Source organism: Porphyrobacter sp. AAP82 (genome assembly GCF_000331285.1).
Classification (GTDB): Bacteria; Pseudomonadota; Alphaproteobacteria; order Sphingomonadales; family Sphingomonadaceae; genus Erythrobacter.
In genome coordinates this window covers 1-15,955 of the sequence record NZ_ANFX01000024.1, presented here as the reverse complement: position 1 = coordinate 15,955, position 15,955 = coordinate 1, and the positions used below count along the sequence as shown (strand labels likewise).

Annotated in this window: 15 protein-coding genes; 1 reads left to right on the top strand and 14 read right to left on the bottom strand. The window is 65.8% G+C overall.

From position 1 onward, the window contains the following. Window position 1: 1 nt before the first annotated feature. From D620_RS0107570 to D620_RS0107525, 11 genes are all read right to left on the bottom strand, one after another. Window positions 2–283, bottom strand: a complete 282-nt coding sequence (locus D620_RS0107570; RefSeq protein WP_033376434.1) for a hypothetical protein — start codon at window positions 281–283, stop codon at window positions 2–4. Between the two features lie 241 nt (window positions 284–524). Further along, window positions 525–2,585, bottom strand: a complete 2,061-nt coding sequence (locus tag D620_RS0107565; protein ID WP_017665195.1) for an acetyl-CoA carboxylase biotin carboxylase subunit — start codon at window positions 2,583–2,585, stop codon at window positions 525–527. 87 nt (window positions 2,586–2,672) lie between these two features. After that, window positions 2,673–2,906, bottom strand: a complete 234-nt coding sequence (locus D620_RS0107560; RefSeq protein WP_017665194.1) for a hypothetical protein — start codon at window positions 2,904–2,906, stop codon at window positions 2,673–2,675. Beyond that, window positions 2,906–3,706 carry an alpha/beta hydrolase gene (locus D620_RS0107555; RefSeq protein WP_017665193.1) on the bottom strand — a complete coding sequence of 267 codons (801 nt, stop codon included), beginning with the start codon at window positions 3,704–3,706 and terminating at the stop codon, window positions 2,906–2,908. The genes D620_RS0107560 and D620_RS0107555 overlap by 1 nt, the downstream gene beginning before the upstream one ends. 152 nt (window positions 3,707–3,858) lie before the next feature. Then, window positions 3,859–4,860, bottom strand: a complete 1,002-nt coding sequence (bioB, locus tag D620_RS0107550; protein ID WP_017665192.1) for a biotin synthase BioB — start codon at window positions 4,858–4,860, stop codon at window positions 3,859–3,861. Window positions 4,861–4,916: 56 nt separating this feature from the next. Continuing rightward, window positions 4,917–5,675, bottom strand: a complete 759-nt coding sequence (locus D620_RS0107545; RefSeq protein WP_017665191.1) for a hypothetical protein — start codon at window positions 5,673–5,675, stop codon at window positions 4,917–4,919. 79 nt (window positions 5,676–5,754) lie between these two features. Beyond that, a complete protein-coding gene (gene scpA / locus D620_RS0107540; protein ID WP_017665190.1) occupies window positions 5,755–7,908 on the bottom strand; it encodes a methylmalonyl-CoA mutase in 2,154 nt (717 codons plus the stop codon). A 106-nt stretch (window positions 7,909–8,014) separates the two neighbouring features. Then, window positions 8,015–8,800, bottom strand: coding sequence for an enoyl-CoA hydratase-related protein (locus D620_RS0107535; protein WP_017665189.1), 786 nt, complete (start codon window positions 8,798–8,800; stop codon window positions 8,015–8,017). A 17-nt stretch (window positions 8,801–8,817) separates the two neighbouring features. Continuing rightward, window positions 8,818–9,270, bottom strand: coding sequence for a methylmalonyl-CoA epimerase (gene mce, locus D620_RS0107530; RefSeq protein WP_017665188.1), 453 nt, complete (start codon window positions 9,268–9,270; stop codon window positions 8,818–8,820). A gap of 19 nt (window positions 9,271–9,289) precedes the next feature. Beyond that, a complete protein-coding gene (locus D620_RS16370) occupies window positions 9,290–9,877 on the bottom strand; it encodes a hypothetical protein (protein WP_155800069.1) in 588 nt (195 codons plus the stop codon). Beyond that, complete coding sequence (locus tag D620_RS0107525) at window positions 9,874–11,406, bottom strand: acyl-CoA carboxylase subunit beta (protein ID WP_017665187.1); 1,533 nt, start codon at window positions 11,404–11,406, stop codon at window positions 9,874–9,876. Before D620_RS0107525 ends, D620_RS16370 begins: the two co-directional genes overlap by 4 nt. A gap of 69 nt (window positions 11,407–11,475) precedes the next feature. On the opposite strand from D620_RS0107525, the gene D620_RS0107520 reads away from it, so the two are divergent. Next, window positions 11,476–12,606, top strand: a complete 1,131-nt coding sequence (locus tag D620_RS0107520; protein WP_233992023.1) for an NAD(P)/FAD-dependent oxidoreductase — start codon at window positions 11,476–11,478, stop codon at window positions 12,604–12,606. On the opposite strand, the gene D620_RS0107515 is transcribed toward D620_RS0107520, so the two are convergent. Genes D620_RS0107515 through gorA form a run of 3 tightly spaced genes read right to left on the bottom strand, consistent with a single transcriptional unit; the run spans window position 12,603 to window position 15,759 of the window. Next, window positions 12,603–13,325, bottom strand: coding sequence for an SDR family oxidoreductase (locus tag D620_RS0107515; protein ID WP_017665185.1), 723 nt, complete (start codon window positions 13,323–13,325; stop codon window positions 12,603–12,605). The two genes, D620_RS0107520 and D620_RS0107515, sit on opposite strands and share 4 nt — an antisense overlap. Then, entirely contained in the window at window positions 13,325–14,347 is a 1,023-nt protein-coding gene (locus D620_RS0107510) for an NAD-dependent epimerase/dehydratase family protein (protein ID WP_017665184.1), read from the bottom strand. The genes D620_RS0107515 and D620_RS0107510 overlap by 1 nt, the downstream gene beginning before the upstream one ends. Before the next feature lie 59 nt (window positions 14,348–14,406). After that, the gene (gene gorA / locus D620_RS0107505) at window positions 14,407–15,759 is read right to left on the bottom strand and encodes a glutathione-disulfide reductase (protein ID WP_026092029.1); all 1,353 of its coding nucleotides are present in this window, start codon (window positions 15,757–15,759) and stop codon (window positions 14,407–14,409) included. Between the last annotated feature and the right edge of the window lie 196 nt (window positions 15,760–15,955).

Here is a 15,955-nt window from a genome sequence, read left to right as displayed (position 1 = left end):
ATCAATGAGCCGGGCGGCTCGGCAACTTGGCGATATTGTCGCGCGTTTCCGCGCCGCGCGCCGCCTTCATCGCTGCCTCTTCCTCGAGCATGGCATCATGCTCGCCGAACAGCCGCTCGATTTCGGCGCGGCGTTCGAGCAGCATGTAGGCGATGCCCGGCGCGAGGCTTTCGCCCTCGCCGATCTGCCCCAGCAAAGCCGCCAGGTCGCTCACCGTCGCCTCGCGCGCGGTCTTGTAGAAATGGCCCTTCCGATCGAAAAAACCGGTACCTGTATGCGCCATGATCAAATCCTCCCACTGAGATTCAATCCCTCACGCGGCGGAATGCCGCGAATCGGCAAGGATACGTTTCTCACGGACTGGCTTGTAGGACAGAGCAGGCGCAAATTTTCTGTCGGAAATCATTAATCTGACGCAAAACTACAACAGATTTTGCAATGATCTTGCTGCAAAGCGCAGCTTTGCGCCGGTTTGACGCAAATCGGTCAAAAACCCGCGCGCGGTCAGCAGCGCGCGGGCCAGTTCACTCCAGTTCGAGGATCACCGCGTCGACCGCCAGGCTCTCGCCCTCGGTGGCGTTGATCTTGGCGATGACGCCTTCCTTTTCGGCGCGCAGGATGTTTTCCATTTTCATCGCTTCCACCGTCGCCAGCGGCTGGCCGGGCTGCACCGTCTCGCCTTCCGCGACGTGGAGCTTCACCAGCATCCCGGGCATCGGGCAGATCAGCAGGCGCGAGAGATCGGGCGGGACCTTTTCGAGCATCAGCGATTCGTGTCGTGCCAGCCGCTGCGGGATGACCAGCGCGGTGTGCTGCGCGCCGCGCGTCGTGACCTTCCACTGGTTGCCCTGCCGCTCGACGATCAGGCCAAGATGCAGCCCCTTCCCGTCGGTCGCTTCGGCTTGCACCATGCCCGGCTGCCAGGTGCACATACCTTCGACCATAACGCCGTCGACCACCGCGTGGCCCTCGCCGAGCGTGACTTGGAAGCGCTCGTCCCCGAGCTTGACCAGCCATTCGGTGGTGGTCCGGAGCACGCCGATGCGCCCGTCGTCGCCATCGAGTTGGCCGGAGATGCGCCGCGCGCGGTTTTGGAGGGTGAACTCGTTGCCCGCGCAGACTGCCGCAAGCAGGCGCTTCACCTCGTCCGACGTCGCCGCGCCGTGGAAGCCCTCCGGATATTCCTCGGCGATGAAGCCCGTCGTCAGCTCGCCCGAGCGGAAGCGCGGGTGCTGCATGATCGCGGAGAGGAAATCGACGTTGTGGCCGAGGCCCTTGATGCGGAACCGGTCGAGCGCTTCGATCTGGAGATCGGCGGCCTCGTCGCGGGTCGGAGCCCAGGTGATGAGCTTGGCGATCATCGGGTCATAGAAGCGCGAGACCTCGCCGCCTTCATAGACGCCGTCATCGACCCGCACCGAGCCGTTCCCGCGCGCCACGCCCCGGCGCGCCTTGCCCGCGACCGCCTCGTCCTCGCTCCATCCGGCGAGCGGGGGTTGGTAATGCACCAGCCGCCCGGTCGAAGGCAGGAAGCCGCGATAGGGGTCTTCGGCATAAACGCGGTTTTCGATCGCCCAGCCGTCGATCCCGATATCGTCCTGCGTCAGGCTGAGCTTCTCGCCCGCCGCGACGCGGATCATCTGTTCAACCAGGTCGATACCGGTGATCGCTTCGGTGACGGGGTGTTCGACCTGAAGCCTCGTGTTCATTTCGAGGAAGTAGAAGCTCTCCCCCGTCGGGTCCGCCCCGCTGACGATCAGCTCCACGGTGCCTGCCGAATAATATCCCACCGCGCGCGAAAGGGCGACGCATTGCTCGCCCATCGCCTTGCGCATGGCGGGCGTGACGAACGGCGACGGCGCTTCTTCGACCACCTTCTGGTGGCGCCGCTGGATCGAGCATTCGCGCTCGTTCAGGTAGAGGATGTTGCCGTGCTGGTCGCCGAGGATCTGGATCTCGATGTGGCGCGGGTTCAAGATGAACTTCTCGATGAACACGCGGTCATCGCCGAAGGAGTTGAGCCCTTCGCGCTTCACGCTTTCGAAGCCCTCGCGCACGTCGGCCTCGGTATAGGCGAGGCGCATCCCCTTGCCCCCGCCGCCGGCGCTGGCCTTCATCATCACCGGATAGCCGATCTCGTTCGAGATGCGGACCGCGTGTTCGGTGTCCTCGATCTCGCCGACAAAGCCGGGGACGACATTGACGCCCGCCTCCTTGGCGAGTTTTTTCGACTCAATCTTGTCGCCCATGGCGGCGATTGCGCCGACCGGCGGGCCGATGAAGGCGATGTTCTCCTTCGCCAACGCCTCGGCAAAGGAAGTGCGTTCGGAGAGGAACCCGTAGCCGGGGTGCACCGCTTCCGCGCCAGTCTGCTTGCACGCGGCGATGATCTTATCGGCGATCAGGTAGGATTCTGCCGCAGGTGAGGGCCCGATATGCACCGCCTCGTCAGCCATCGCGACGAAGGGCGCGCGGGCATCGGCATCGGAATAGACCGCAACGGTCTTGATCCCCATTTTCCGGGCGGTGGTGATGACCCGGCAGGCGATTTCGCCGCGGTTGGCAATCAGGATTTTCGAGAACAAGGGTTGGGCCTCTCTCCAAGGGGCGGTCTTTGCGTCAGCGGCTATGCCGAGGGATCGGCGCTGCTGCAAGCTAGCGGATTTGGGGCGTCAGTCGTCCAGCCTTGCGTTGCGGATAAGCCGCCAGCTCGCGAAAGCAGCGAATGCGGCAAAGCCGAACATCCCCGCCGGCACCGGATCGATCCCGCCGGGGACGATGCTGTCGATCCATCCATAGAGCCGCACGCAAAGTCCGATGAAGCCCCAGAGCAGCATGAAGCATACGACCTGCGCTGCCGCGCGTCCGATCAGCTTGGCAAGCAGTTCGAAGGCGCGCGAGACCATCACCCCTGCCCGCCCCGCTTTTCGCATCTGAGCACCATCCCGAATTCCTCCAGCCAATCCGCCTTGGTCGGCATCAGATATTGCAGCGCTTCGGGCAAGAGTCCGTGGAGCGCGGTCGAATGGTGCAGCTCGCTGCGGCGGTCGGAGAAGCAGAAGGGCTGGCTGGGCGGCAGGCTTGCGAGCAGCCGCATCATGCCGCTCTCCGTCGCCCCGCCCTCGTCGGCGAGGCTGAGGTAGAGCGGGGGGCGCGGGCCCTCGCCCAAAGGCTTGCGGCTCAAAGCCTCGAAGTCCCATTGCAGGATCGGGCTGATCGCGGCGTAGCCGGTGAAGAGCTGCGGTGCCTCTTCCCAGGTCTCGACCACGAAGTGCCCCGCCGCGCTTTCGCCGACGAGGAAGGCGCGGCCATCGGTGCGGTAGCGGGTCTCGACGAGCGGCTTGACGGTGCCCGCCAGCCACGCGCGGAAGGCGGCGCTGTCACCCGCCGTGGGCCAGCGCTTGGCCTCGGCGGAGTCCTTCGTCGCGGGGAGCAACTCGCGCTGGCGGTCCCTCGTCTCGATCCCCACGACAATCGCATCCGCACTGCGCCCCCACAGCGCCCCCCAGCGCATGAGACCTGCGCCCATCATCAGGTCTTGCGTTAAAGCGCCGTCGAGCTGGTAGATCACCGGCCAGCGTTTCTCGGGGTCAGTGGCGTAATCGGGGGGCAGGACGATGTTGACCGCACGCGCCGCCCCGAGCGCTTCGAGCGTCACGGTCTCGCCGATCGTCAGCGGCTGCGGGGTTGGCTCCGCGCGCGCCATGCCAGCAAGAGCAATCAGCGGGAGAAGGATCAGGCGTGCCCGCATAAACTCACCTCGTCATCCCGGCGCAGGCCGGGACCCAGAGCGGCAGCCATTGCACTCCGCGTCACTGGGCCCCGGCCTGCGCCGGGGTGACGGGAGGGGCGAAAGGCTCACACCGCCGCCTTGCAGGCCCGTGCGGGTTCCTCGCCCTTCAATGCGGTGAGGCCGAGCTTGGCAAACAGCGCGCCGTCCTTGTCGTCGCCCGCATTGGGCGCGGTCAGCAGCTTGTCGCCGGTGAAGATCGAATTCGCGCCCGCAAGGAAGCACAGGGCTTGCGTGGCTTCACTCATCGACTCGCGCCCGGCCGATAGCCGCACCATCGAACGCGGCATGGTGATGCGCGCCGCGGCAACCGTGCGGACGAACTCGATATCGTCGATCTTGGCGAGCGGCGTATCGGCCAGCATGTTGCCGAGCACCGTCCCCTTGACCGGCACCAGCGCATTGACCGGCACGCTCTCCGGGTGCTGCGGCAGGGTCGCGAGCGTATGCACAAAACCCACCCGGTCCTCGCGCGTCTCGCCCATGCCGACGATCCCGCCGGAGCACACGTTGATCCCGGCCTTGCGGACGTGATCGAGGGTATCCAAGCGGCACTGGAAATCGCGGGTCGAGATCACCCGCTCGTAATATTCAGGGCTGCTGTCGATATTGTGGTTGTAGTAATCGAGGCCGGCGTCCGCGAGCTGTGCTGCCTGATGCGGTTCGAGCATCCCCAGCGTCATGCAGGTCTCCAGCCCCATGGCAGCCACGCCCTTCACGATCTCCACGATCGCGGGCATGTCGCGGTCCTTGGGATTGCGCCACGCGGCGCCCATGCAGAACCGCTGCGAGCCCGCATCCTTCGCCTGCGCCGCGCGCTGGAGCACGGCCTGCACGTCCATCAGCTTGGTGGCCTCGACGCCGGAGTCGGCATGCACCGACTGCGAGCAATAGCCGCAATCCTCGGGGCACCCGCCGGTCTTGATGCTGAGCAGGGTGCACAGCTGGACTTCGGTCGCGGGGTGCCAGGCGCGATGGACGCTGGCGGCCTGAAACAGCAGCTCGGTGAAGGGCAGGTCGAAGAGGGCCGCAATTTCGGCGCGGGTCCAGTCGGTGCGGGGGTGGGTCATTTGCTGCTTTCGCTTTCTCTGAATGCGACGCCGGTATTCGCCGGTCGTCCGGTGCCTTATGGCGCGACCTTGAAGGTCAGGACAAGCGATGGGGCCGCCACCTTGCGCCCTTCGGGGTCTCGTGCCGGCTCGAAGCGCGCGGCCCCGATCCGGCGGCACAGCGCGACATCGCCCGGATCATTGTCGGTTGTCTGGAGTATCCGGCAGCGGGTCACCCGGCCCTTTTCGCTGACCGCTACCGACACGCGCGGTGCAGGCGCGCCCGGCGACTGCGCCTCGGCCGAGAGTTGCAACACCGCTGGATCCTTCAGCACAGGACGCGTGTTCCGCCACCCGGGCGGCGGCGGCGCGGGAGGCGGGGGCAGATTAGCCGCCGGCGCGGTGCCGTAGAAAAACACGACCATCACCCGCTCGCTCGGCTTTGGCGTGCCCTTGGCATCGATGGCATGAACGAAACGCGCGCGCTCCGCTATCAGCGCGCAGGCGCGCGCAGAAAGCTCGGTTTCGGGACCGTAATTGGTGCATCCGGTCACCCTGCCCGCCACATCGACAAGCAGCTTGAGGTTGAGCCCGCTCTGCTTGCCCGGCGTGAAAGTCGCCGCCGGGAAATCGTCGGGCTTGAGCCAGGTATCGAGGGCAAGGGGCCGCACGGGGCGGATCGCTTCGGGGTCGTCGAGATCGCTGACGGTGCGCACAATGACTGCCGGCGCGGTCGCCTCATCGGCCTGCACGGTGCCTCCGGAGAATGCTGCTGACAGGAGAACTGCCATATGCAGGGAGACCACAAGCCGCTTGCCCTTGATGCAGATGCTCATGTCCGTCCTTCTCAAGTTGGTGGCGTGATGTAGCGCAAGAAGGCCTGCCGGAAAGAAGCTTTCCCTGCGCGAGTAGCGCCTACTCCGCCGCCTCGTCCAGCCCTTCGCCCAAGGGCGGCATGTTGTGGCCGAGCAGCACCAGAATATCCGCCGCGCATTCCACCACATTGGAGCCCGGCCCGTAGATCCCCTGCACCCCCGCCTCGCGCAGGAAGTCGTAGTCCTGCGGGGGGATGACGCCGCCTGCCGTCACCTTGATATCCCCGCGCCCCGCCTCGCGCAGGAGGCGGATCAGTTCGGGGATCAGGGTCTTGTGGCCTGCTGCCAGTGACGATGCGCCGACCACATCGACGTCTCTCTCCAGCGCCATCGCGGCGGATTCCTCAGGCGTCTGGAACAGCGGACCGCTCACCACATCGAAGCCCATATCGGCAAAGGCGCTCGCGATCACATTCGCGCCGCGATCATGCCCATCCTGCCCCATCTTGGCGATCATGATGCGGGGCGCGCGCCCGAGGCGGCGGCCCACGGCTTCGACGCCGTCGGTCACCTGCGCCCAGCGGCGGTCAAATTCATAGGCGGATCTGTAGACGCCGCTGACCGGCGCGGGGGTGGCATCGTGGCGGCCGAAAACCTCTTCCATCGCCGAGGAAATCTCGCCGAGGGTTGCGTCATGGCGTGCGGCCTCGACCGCCAGCGCCAGCAGGTTCGCGCCGCTCTTGCAGCCCTCGGTCAGCGCCGCGAGCGCCGCACGGCAGGCGGCCTCGTTCCGGCCTTCGCGCACCTTTGCGAGGCGGGCGATCTGGCCTGCGCGCACCTTCTGGTTGTCGACCTCAAGAGTCTCGAGCGCGTCTTCGCTTTCCTTGCGGTACTTGTTGACGCCGACGATGACGGTCTCGGCTTTATCAACCTTGGTCTGCTTTTCCGCCGCCGCGCGCTCGATCGCGGCCTTGGGGGCGCCGGTGGCGACGAAGGCGGTCATGCCGCCCGCTGCATCCACTTCCTCGATCAGCTTCCACGCCTCGTCCACCAGCGTCGCGGTCAGCGCCTCGATATAGTGCGAGCCGCCGAGCGGATCGACGACCGAGGTGATCCCGCTTTCCTCTTGCAGCACCAGCTGGGTGTTGCGGGCGATGCGGGCGGAGAAATCGGTGGGAAGCGCGATGGCTTCGTCCAAAGCATTGGTGTGCAGCGACTGCGTGCCGCCCAGCACCGCCGCCATCGCTTCCACCGTGGTGCGGATGACGTTGTTGTAGGGGTCTTGTTCTTGCAGGGAGACGCCGGAGGTCTGGCAGTGGGTGCGCAGCATCTTGGAGCGTTCGTCCTTGGCGCCGAGCCCGTCCATCACCCGCCACCACAAGGTGCGCGCGGCGCGCAGCTTGGCGATCTCCATGAAGAAGTTCATGCCGATGCCGAAGAAGAAGCTGAGGCGCCCGGCAAAGGCGTCGATATCGAGCCCTGCCGCCATCGCGCGCTGGGCATATTCCTTGCCGTCGGCAATGGTAAAGGCGAGCTCCTGCACCGCCGTCGCACCGGCCTCGTGCATATGGTAGCCGCTGATGGAAATCGAGTTGAACTTCGGCATGTTGGCCGAGGTATATGCGATGATGTCCGAGATGATCCGCATCGAAGGTTCGGGCGGGTAGATATAGGTGTTGCGGACCATGAACTCCTTGAGGATGTCGTTCTGGATGGTCCCGTCGAGCTTCTCCTGGCTCACCCCCTGACGCTCGGCGGCGACGATGAAGAAGGCCAGCACCGGGATCACCGCGCCGTTCATCGTCATGGAAACGCTCATGGAATCGAGCGGGATCTGATCGAACAGGATCTCCATGTCCGCAACCGTATCGATCGCCACCCCCGCCTTGCCGACATCGCCGACAACGCGCGGATGATCGCTGTCATACCCGCGGTGGGTGGCAAGATCGAAGGCGACCGACAGGCCCTTCTGCCCCATCGCGAGGTTGCGGCGGTAGAAGGCGTTCGATTCCTCGGCGGTCGAGAAGCCCGCATATTGGCGGATGGTCCAAGGTCGGCCCGCATACATCGAGGCTTTCACCCCGCGCGTGAAGGGCGCAAAACCGGGAAGGCCGGGATCGAAGCCAGCGTGATCCTCAGCCGTATAAAGCGGCTTGATCGCGAAACCTTCGGGCGTTTGCCAGGTCAGGTCGCGGCCCTTCACCTCCTTGGCGGCGAGGGCGTTCCAGTCTTCGAGCGTCGGTTTGTCGGTCATGTCTGTGCCTAGATTGTCACCCCCGCAAAGGCGGGGGTCCAGCTTGTTCGGGTAACGCGCGGGAGAGGGCGCTGGATCCCCGCCTCTCGCGGGGATGACGGGCCCTTTACTCCCCCTTGAACTCCGCTTTCCGCTTCTGGAGGAAGGCCATCCCGCCTTCCATCGCGTCCTTGGTGGCGCCCGCGATGCGCTGGCCCTCGGCCTCGGCGAGCAGCACCATTTGCAGGTTCTGGTCGAGCGCGGTGGCAATGTTGCGCTTCATCGTGGCGTAGGCGATGGTCGGCCCGTTCGCGAGCTTTTCGGCCAGCGCGCGAGCTTCGGTCATCAGGTCAGCGTCCTCGACGCACTTATAGACGAGGCCCCATTCCTCGGCCTGCGTGCCGGAAATCTTCTCTCCCAGCATCATCATCCGCGTGGCGCGCGCGCGGCCGATGGCGCGGGCGAGCAGCCAGGTCGAGCCGCCATCCGGCACCAGACCAATGTTGACGAAGGCCTGAAGGAAGTACGCGCTCTTGGCCGCGATGGTGAAGTCCGCCGCCAGCGCGAGCGAGCAGCCCACGCCCGCCGCCGGGCCATTGACCGCGCAGATCACCGGCACGCTCGCGCGGATCAGCTGGCTGATCGCGGGGTTGTAGTGATTGATCAGCGCCTCGTGGCTGCCGCCCTTGCCGCCCAATGCCGAGCCCGAGCCGCGCGCAGACAAGTCCGCGCCCGAGCAGAAGCCCTTGCCCTCGCCGGTGATCAGCACCGCGCGCGCATCGCCGAGGTCGTAGAAGGCCTGACCCAGCTCGTCCGCCATCTGCGGCGGCATGGCGTTGAGGCGCTCGGGGCGGTTCAAGGTGATGGTGAGCAGCGGGCCGTCACGTTCGACGCGGATGGTTTCGTAGGACATTCTTCTCTCCCGGGGGTTCAGTTCGACCAATGCGTGCCCTCTTTGGGCGTCTCCATGATCTCGGTAAGCATCCCGCCCATGTCCTTGGGATGGACGAAAAAGATAGGCGTGCCGTGCGCGCCGATGCGGGTGGGGCCGAGGATGCGCTTGCCGAGCGCCTCGAACGCGGAGCGCGCCTCGGCGATGTCGGGCACTTCGAAGCACAGGTGATGCTGCCCGCCCAAGGGGTTCTTGGCGAGGAAGCCTGCGAGCGTGGAGTTCTCCCCCAGCGGCTCGATCAGCTCGATCTGGGTGCCGTTCATCGCCCCGTCCGCACCGGGCGTGTCGACGAAGCAGACCTTCACGCCCTGCTCCTCAAGATCGAAGGGCGTGTGGATTTTGGTCGCGCCCATGACGTCGCGGTAGAACGCGATCGAGTCCGCGATGGAGGGCGTGGCGACCCCGATGTGGTTCAGTCTTCCCAGCTTCATCTTTGTCCCCTTGGGCTGCCTATTTGGTAAGGCATTTGCCCGTTCTGGCCTCAGCGACACGAAACCTAGCTCGGTCCCGCCACTCTGCCTCTGATGAGCCCATCCTTTTGACGTGCGATGAGATTTCCCAGCGGCAAGCACCGGTTACAGCTCCCACAGCATCTTCGAAAGACGAACCCAAGCCTGCAAAGCGATAGGCATTGTCAGTTATGCAGTTCTCAGTTGTGAAGTCGAAAGTTCCGTCATTCTTGGCAGATGGATCGACTTGCAAAATCGCTCCTTCGGGTGGCAAGCACCTTGATGCCAAAATCGTTGACGTTGGTTGCTGCGCTTCAAGTGCAAGCGCTTCAAGATAGCTTGAATAGACCGCTGCGCCAGCGGCAATCGCGGCGGAAACAGCGGTAACCAGCGCGACTGCTCCTTGGAAGAAGCTAAGGCGGAACTCCTTCTTCGTCGTCAGAATCTTAGTGTCGATCCAGTAGAGATTTCCTTCTCCGTCGACACCCAAATGATTCATCGCATCCAGACTGATCGGGCGGACACCGGGTGGAGCACCCGGTTCCGGATCAGCATTCGACTGGGCCCAATGTCTGCGATCATCTGTCATAACGGAATATTGTCATGCTTCTTCCACGGGTTCTCCAACTGCTTCATCCGCAGCTTCCTTAGCCCCAGCGCGATCCGCTTCCGCGTTGAGTGCGGATAAATCACCTCGTCGATATAGCCGCGCTGGGCCGCCACGAAGGGATTGGCGAAGCGGTCTTCGTATTCCTTGGTCCGCTCGGCGATTTTGGCGGGGTCGTCCTTCTCCTGCCGGAAGATGATCTCCACCGCGCCCTTCGCGCCCATCACCGCGATTTCCGCCGTGGGCCACGCGTAGTTCAAGTCGCCGCGCAGGTGCTTGGAGGCCATCACGTCATAGGCCCCGCCGTAAGCCTTGCGGGTGATGACGGTGATCTTGGGCACGGTCGCCTCGGCATAGGCGAAGAGCAGCTTCGCGCCGTGCTTGATGATCCCGCCCAGCTCCTGCGCGGTGCCGGGGAGGAAGCCGGGGACGTCGACGAAGGTGATGATCGGGATCTCGAAGGCATCGCAGAAGCGCACGAAGCGCGCGGCCTTCTTGGAGGAATTGATGTCGAGCACGCCCGCCAGCACCATCGGCTGGTTCGCCACCACCCCCACGGTGCGGCCCTCCACCCGGCCGAAACCGCACAGGATGTTACCGGCATGCGCGGGTTGAATTTCAAAAAAGTCGCCCTCGTCCAGCACCTTGGTGATCACCTCGTGCATGTCGTAGGGCTGGTTGGCGTTGTCGGGGATCAGCGTGTCGAGGCTGTTCTCCAGCCGGTCCCACGGGTCGCTGGTGGGGAGCGTCGGCCCTTCCTCGCGGTTCGAGAGCGGGAGGAAGTCGAAGAAGCGGCGGGTGGCGAGCAGCGCCTCGACATCGTTCTCGTAGGCGAGGTCGGCTACCGAGGTCTTGGTGGTGTGGGTGATCGCCCCGCCCAGCTCTTCCTGCGTCACCACTTCGTTGGTGACGGTCTTCACCACGTCGGGGCCGGTGACGAACATGTAGCTTGAATCCTTCACCATGAAGATGAAGTCGGTCATCGCGGGCGAGTAGACGGCCCCGCCCGCGCACGGCCCCATGATGAGGCTGATCTGGGGGACGACGCCGCTGGCGAGCACATTCCTCTGGAACACCTCGGCATAGCCGCCGAGGCTCGCCACGCCTTCCTGGATGCGCGCCCCGCCCGAATCGTTGAGGCCGATGACGGGCGCGCCCACCTTCAGCGCCATGTCCATGATCTTGCAGATTTTCTCGGCGTGGCGCTTGGAGAGCGAACCGCCGAAGACGGTGAAATCCTGGCTGAAGACGAACACCAGCCGGCCGTTGATTGTGCCGCTGCCGGTCACCACCCCGTCGCCCGGGATCTTCTGGCTCTCCATCCCGAAATCGACGCAGTCGTGTTCGACATAGGCGTCGATCTCTTCGAAGCTGCCTTCATCGAGCAGCACGTCGAGGCGTTCGCGCGCGGTGAGCTTGCCCTTGGCGTGCTGCGCCTCGATACGCTTGATCCCGCCGCCAAGGCGGGCGGCTTCGCGGCGGCGTTCCATTTCGGCGATGTTGGCGGACAAGCGTGGGGTTCCTCTCTCGGGCCGGTTTCTTGCCGCAACGCGTTGCCTTAGCATGGCCAAAGCGTCAACGTGGCAAAAGTGGCGGGAGGCGCGATGATGCAGGTGGCGGACGTGCTGGTGATCGGCGGAGGGATCGCGGGGCTATCGGTCGCCGCGCGGATGGCGGCGCATGCGCGGGTGACAGTGCTGGAAGGCGAGAGCGCGCCCGGCTACCACGCCTCGGGGCGATCGGTGGCCTTTGCGCATTACGGGCTCGGGAACGTGCCGGTGCGCACCCTGACCGCGCTGAGCATGGGCGAGCTTGCCGAACACGGGAGCGTCCATGCCGCGCTCCACATCGCCTCGGCGGGCGAGATCGCGGCGCTCGATGCGCTGGAGGCGGTGCACCGGCGGTACGGCTGCGACTATACCCGCGCCTCCCCGGAAGAAGCGCGCGCGCTGCTGCCGGCGCTGAGGCCCGAGGCCTGCGCCGCGGCGCTGATCGACCACGGATCGCTGAAGCTCGATACCCACGCGATGTTGCAGGCCCATGCCGCGAGCCTCAAGGCGCAAAGCGGCCGGCTGGTGACGGGCGGCCGGGTGAGCGGCATCCGGCGCGAAGGCGATGCGTGGCATGTCACCGCAGGCGGCGAGACCTACGCCGCTGCGATCCTCGTCAATGCCGCCGGGGCCTGGGCCGACGAGGTCGCGCGCCTCGCAGGCGCAGCTCCCATCGGCATCGAGCCGCGCCGCCGCACAGTCATCAGCTTTCCCGCGCCGGAGGGTGAGGATGTCGGCCGCTGGCCCTTCACCAAGACCGTTGGCGAAGGCTTTTACCTGCTCCCCGAGGGGCGCGGGCAATTGCTCGCGTCATACATGGACGAGACCCCGTCAGACCCTTGCGATGCGGCGGCCGAGGAGCTCGACAAGGCGATCGCCGCCGACCGGGTGGAACAGGCCACCACCCTTGCCATCCGCCGGATCAGCCACGCCTGGGCGGGCCTCAGAAGCTTCGTGGCCGACGAGCTTCCGGTGATCGGCGAGGCGGCGGGCGCGCCCGGGTTCTTTTGGGTAGCCGGGCAAGGCGGCGCGGGGTTTCAGACCGCGCCTGCGCTCTCGCGGATCGCGGCCGCGGCGGCGCTCGGCCTGCCCTTCCCCGCAGATGCGGCGACTGCGGGGCTTTCGTTCGAGACCTTCGCGCCGGCGCGGCTCGGTGCCTAGAACCGCCGCATCACGCTGCGCGCCAGCGCGGGCGAGAGCGAGTAGACCGCCCGCAGCACCTTGACCATGCCGACATTGGCCTCGTCGTGGCCCTTTTCGAGCGCGGCGATGATCTGGCGGGCGCATTCCTGCGGCGGCATCTTGGCGGCCTTGCGGTCGGCGGTCATCTGGGTGTCGACCACCGGCGGCAGCGCCTCGATCACCTGGATCGGCTCGCCCGCCAGCTGGGCGCGCAGGGCCATGGTGTAGCTCCTGAGGCCCGCCTTGCTCGCGCAATAGACCGAGGACGCGGTGTTGGGCGCGATGGCAAGGCCGCTCGTCACATTGATGATCGCCGCTTGCGGACGGGCGCGCAGGCGCGGGAGCAGCGCGGTGATGAGCCGCACCGGCGCGGAGAGGTTGGCATAGAGGCACCCATCCGCCGCGTCCGGATCGGGTAGCGTCTTCCTCACATCATGCGGCACGCCGAGCCCGGCATTGTTGATGAGGATATCGATCGGCCGCTCGCCCAGCGCTGCGACCAGCGCGTCGACCCCGGCGGCGCTCGACAGGTCGGCGGCAAGGGTCTCGAAGCCCTCGGCCGCCATCGCCGCCAGCCGTTCGGAATCGCGCCCGGTGAGCAGCACATGCGCGCCCTTGGCCTGCAATTGCCGCGCGATCTCGCGCCCGATCCCTGCGCTGCCGCCGGTCAGCAGCACCTGCTTGCCGTTCACATCCATCAGACTTTCACCACTCCATGCGCGATGAGGCTTTCACCGCATTCGGCGATGGTGTCCTCGTGCGCGCGCATTGTCCAGCCGAGCCGCGCTTGCGCATGCGCCGAATTGACATGGCGCACCTTGCCGATCTCGGTCTTGATGCCGCGGACCTCGGGGTTGAACAGGGCGAGGATATTGACCACCCAATCGGGCATCGGCCGGGTCGGGGTCTTGCGCGCCCTGTCCCCCAGCCGCGCGCGCAGCACGGCTGCGACCTCGAGCGCGGTCAGGAACTTGCCCGCCGCGAGGAAGCGCTCGCCCGCCAGCCCCGGGGTCTCCAGCGCCAGCACATGCAGCGCGGCGATGTCGCGCACGTCGACGATCGGAAAGCCGAGGTCCGGCGCCATCGGCATCGCGCCCGACAGCAATTGCTGCACCAGTTCGACCGAGGCCGAAAAGTCGCCGCTATCGACCGGGCCCAGGACCATGCCGGGGTTGACCGAAACAAACTCCATATCGCCCCCTTCGGCCGCGACCCACTCGCGCGCGGCGCGCTCGGCGATGGTCTTGGATTTGACGTAGGGGTAGGCGTCGGGGTGGCTGGTGTCGGTCCAGCGGCTTTCATCGAAGGTATGTTCGCCGCGGTCGACGCCGTAGATCACCGCCGCGGTCGAAGATGTCTGGACGAAGCGGGCAACGCCCGCGCCGCGCGCGAAGCGCAGCGCGCGCAGGGTGCCCTCGCGCGCGGGAATGATGAGATCGTCCTCGTGCTTCGGCGCCTGTGCGGGGATCGGCGAGGCGACGTGGGCGACATGGGTGCAGCCTGCCACGGCCTCGGCCCAACCGTGATCGGACATGAGCTCGGCTTCGAACAGGCGGAACGCGGTGGGCGAGGGATCGCCGAGCCGCACGCGCAAGGCACCTTCGGACCTGCCGACATTGCGGACCGTGCCGTGCACCGTCCAGCCCCTTGCCAGCAATTGCCGGATCAGTTCCCCGGCGATGTAGCCGGTCGCCCCCGTCACCAGAACCGTGCCTGTCATGCGAACCCTCCCCTGTTTGCGGATGTCCCGCCCTTAGCAGATAGGTTTTGCATTGCAACTTATTTGAAAAGCACCAGCTCCTCGGCCATGGTCGGGTGGATGGCGACCGTGGCGTCGAAGTCCGCCTTGGTGAGCTTTGCCTTCACCGCGATCGCGGCGGCCTGCATGATCTCCGCCGCCTCGGGGCCGATCATGTGGATGCCGACGATCCGGTCGTTCGCGGCATCGACGATCATCTTGTAGAGGCTGCGCTCGTTGCGCCCCGCGACCACGTTCTTCATCGGCCGGAAGTCGGACTGGTAGACCTTGATATTGCCGAGGCTGTTGCGCGCCTCGCTCTCCGTCAGGCCCACCGCGGCGATGGGCGGATGGCTGAACACGGCAGAGGGCACGCAGGAATGGTCCACCGCATAGGGCTCGCCCGGGCCGAACACGCTATCGGCAAAGGCCTGGCCCTCGCGGATCGCCACGGGGGTGAGCTGCACCCGGTCGGTCACGTCGCCCACCGCAAAGATGTGATCGACATTCGTCTTGCTGAAGGCATCGACCACGATCTCGCCCTTGCTGCCGATTGCGACGCCGACTGTCTCGAGGCCCAGCCCTTGGGTATTGGGGACGCGGCCGGTGGCGACCATCACCGCGTCATATTCGCAAGGGTCCTGGCCGGCGAGCTTGACCAGCAAGGTGCCGTCATCCTGCCTGGCGATGCTCTCGAATTCGGTGTTGAACAGGAAGCCGATGCCCTTCGCCATCGAGATCTGGAGCAGCCGGTCGCGCAGGGACGCATCGTAGGAACGCAAAATCGTGTCCGAGCGGTTGGCGATCGTCACCTTGCAACCGAATTCGTTGAAGATGCCGGCGAATTCATTGGCGATATAGCCTCCGCCCGCAATCAGGATGCGGCGCGGCAGTTCTTCGAGGTGGAAGGCCTCGTTCGAGGTGATGACATGCTCGCTGCCCGGAAATTCCGGCACCAGCGGGCGCGCACCGGTGGCGACGAGGATATGTTTCGCGGTGACGGTCTTGCCGCTCGCCAGCGTGATTTCATGCGCGCCGGTAATCGTCGCGCGCTCGGCGAAGATCGTGACATTGTGGTTGCCGAGGGTCTGGCCATAGAGCCCCTCCAGCCGGGTCACATCGTTCTGCACATGATCGCGCAGCGCCTTCCAGTCGAAGCGCTTGCCTTCGATGGTCCAGCCGAAATGCTGCGCATCGACAAGGTCCTCGGCAAAATGCGCACCGTAGACGAGCATCTTCTTGGGCACGCAGCCGCGGATCACGCAGGTCCCGCCGACGCGGTATTCCTCGGCCACGGCCACGCGCGCGCCGTGCGCGGCAGCGACGCGGCTGGCGCGCACCCCGCCCGAGCCTGCACCGATGGTGAAGAGGTCGTAATCATATTCGTCAGCCATTGCGCCGCTCCCGCTTTGTCGCAGGCGCATATGGGCGAAGGCCCCGATGGCGGCAACCATCGGGGCCGGAAATGCGGTATTTCAGCCAAAAGTTGCAGGCAAAGGCTCAGCCCTGCGCGGCGCGCGGACGACCGCCGCCACCGCCGCCGCCGCCGCCACGCCCGCGGCCGCCGCGACGATTGCCGCCGCCGTTGCC

Bases quoted from the DNA above. Each gene is read 5' to 3' on its own strand.
- scpA (WP_017665190.1), bottom strand. From the start codon at position 7,908: ATGACCGACAAACCGACGCTCGAAGACTGGAACGCCCTCGCCGCCAAG.
- D620_RS0107545 (WP_017665191.1), bottom strand. From the start codon at position 5,675: ATGAGCATCTGCATCAAGGGCAAGCGGCTTGTGGTCTCCCTGCATATG.
- D620_RS0107555 (WP_017665193.1), bottom strand. From the start codon at position 3,706: ATGGCGCGCGCGGAGCCAACCCCGCAGCCGCTGACGATCGGCGAGACC.
- D620_RS0107535 (WP_017665189.1), bottom strand. From the start codon at position 8,800: ATGTCCTACGAAACCATCCGCGTCGAACGTGACGGCCCGCTGCTCACC.
- D620_RS0107560 (WP_017665194.1), bottom strand. From the start codon at position 2,906: ATGGTCTCGCGCGCCTTCGAACTGCTTGCCAAGCTGATCGGACGCGCG.
- bioB (WP_017665192.1), bottom strand. From the start codon at position 4,860: ATGACCCACCCCCGCACCGACTGGACCCGCGCCGAAATTGCGGCCCTC.
- D620_RS0107510 (WP_017665184.1), bottom strand. From the start codon at position 14,347: ATGACAGGCACGGTTCTGGTGACGGGGGCGACCGGCTACATCGCCGGG.
- D620_RS16370 (WP_155800069.1), bottom strand. From the start codon at position 9,877: ATGACAGATGATCGCAGACATTGGGCCCAGTCGAATGCTGATCCGGAA.
- D620_RS0107515 (WP_017665185.1), bottom strand. From the start codon at position 13,325: ATGGATGTGAACGGCAAGCAGGTGCTGCTGACCGGCGGCAGCGCAGGG.
- mce (WP_017665188.1), bottom strand. From the start codon at position 9,270: ATGAAGCTGGGAAGACTGAACCACATCGGGGTCGCCACGCCCTCCATC.
- gorA (WP_026092029.1), bottom strand. From the start codon at position 15,759: ATGGCTGACGAATATGATTACGACCTCTTCACCATCGGTGCAGGCTCG.
- D620_RS0107570 (WP_033376434.1), bottom strand. From the start codon at position 283: ATGGCGCATACAGGTACCGGTTTTTTCGATCGGAAGGGCCATTTCTAC.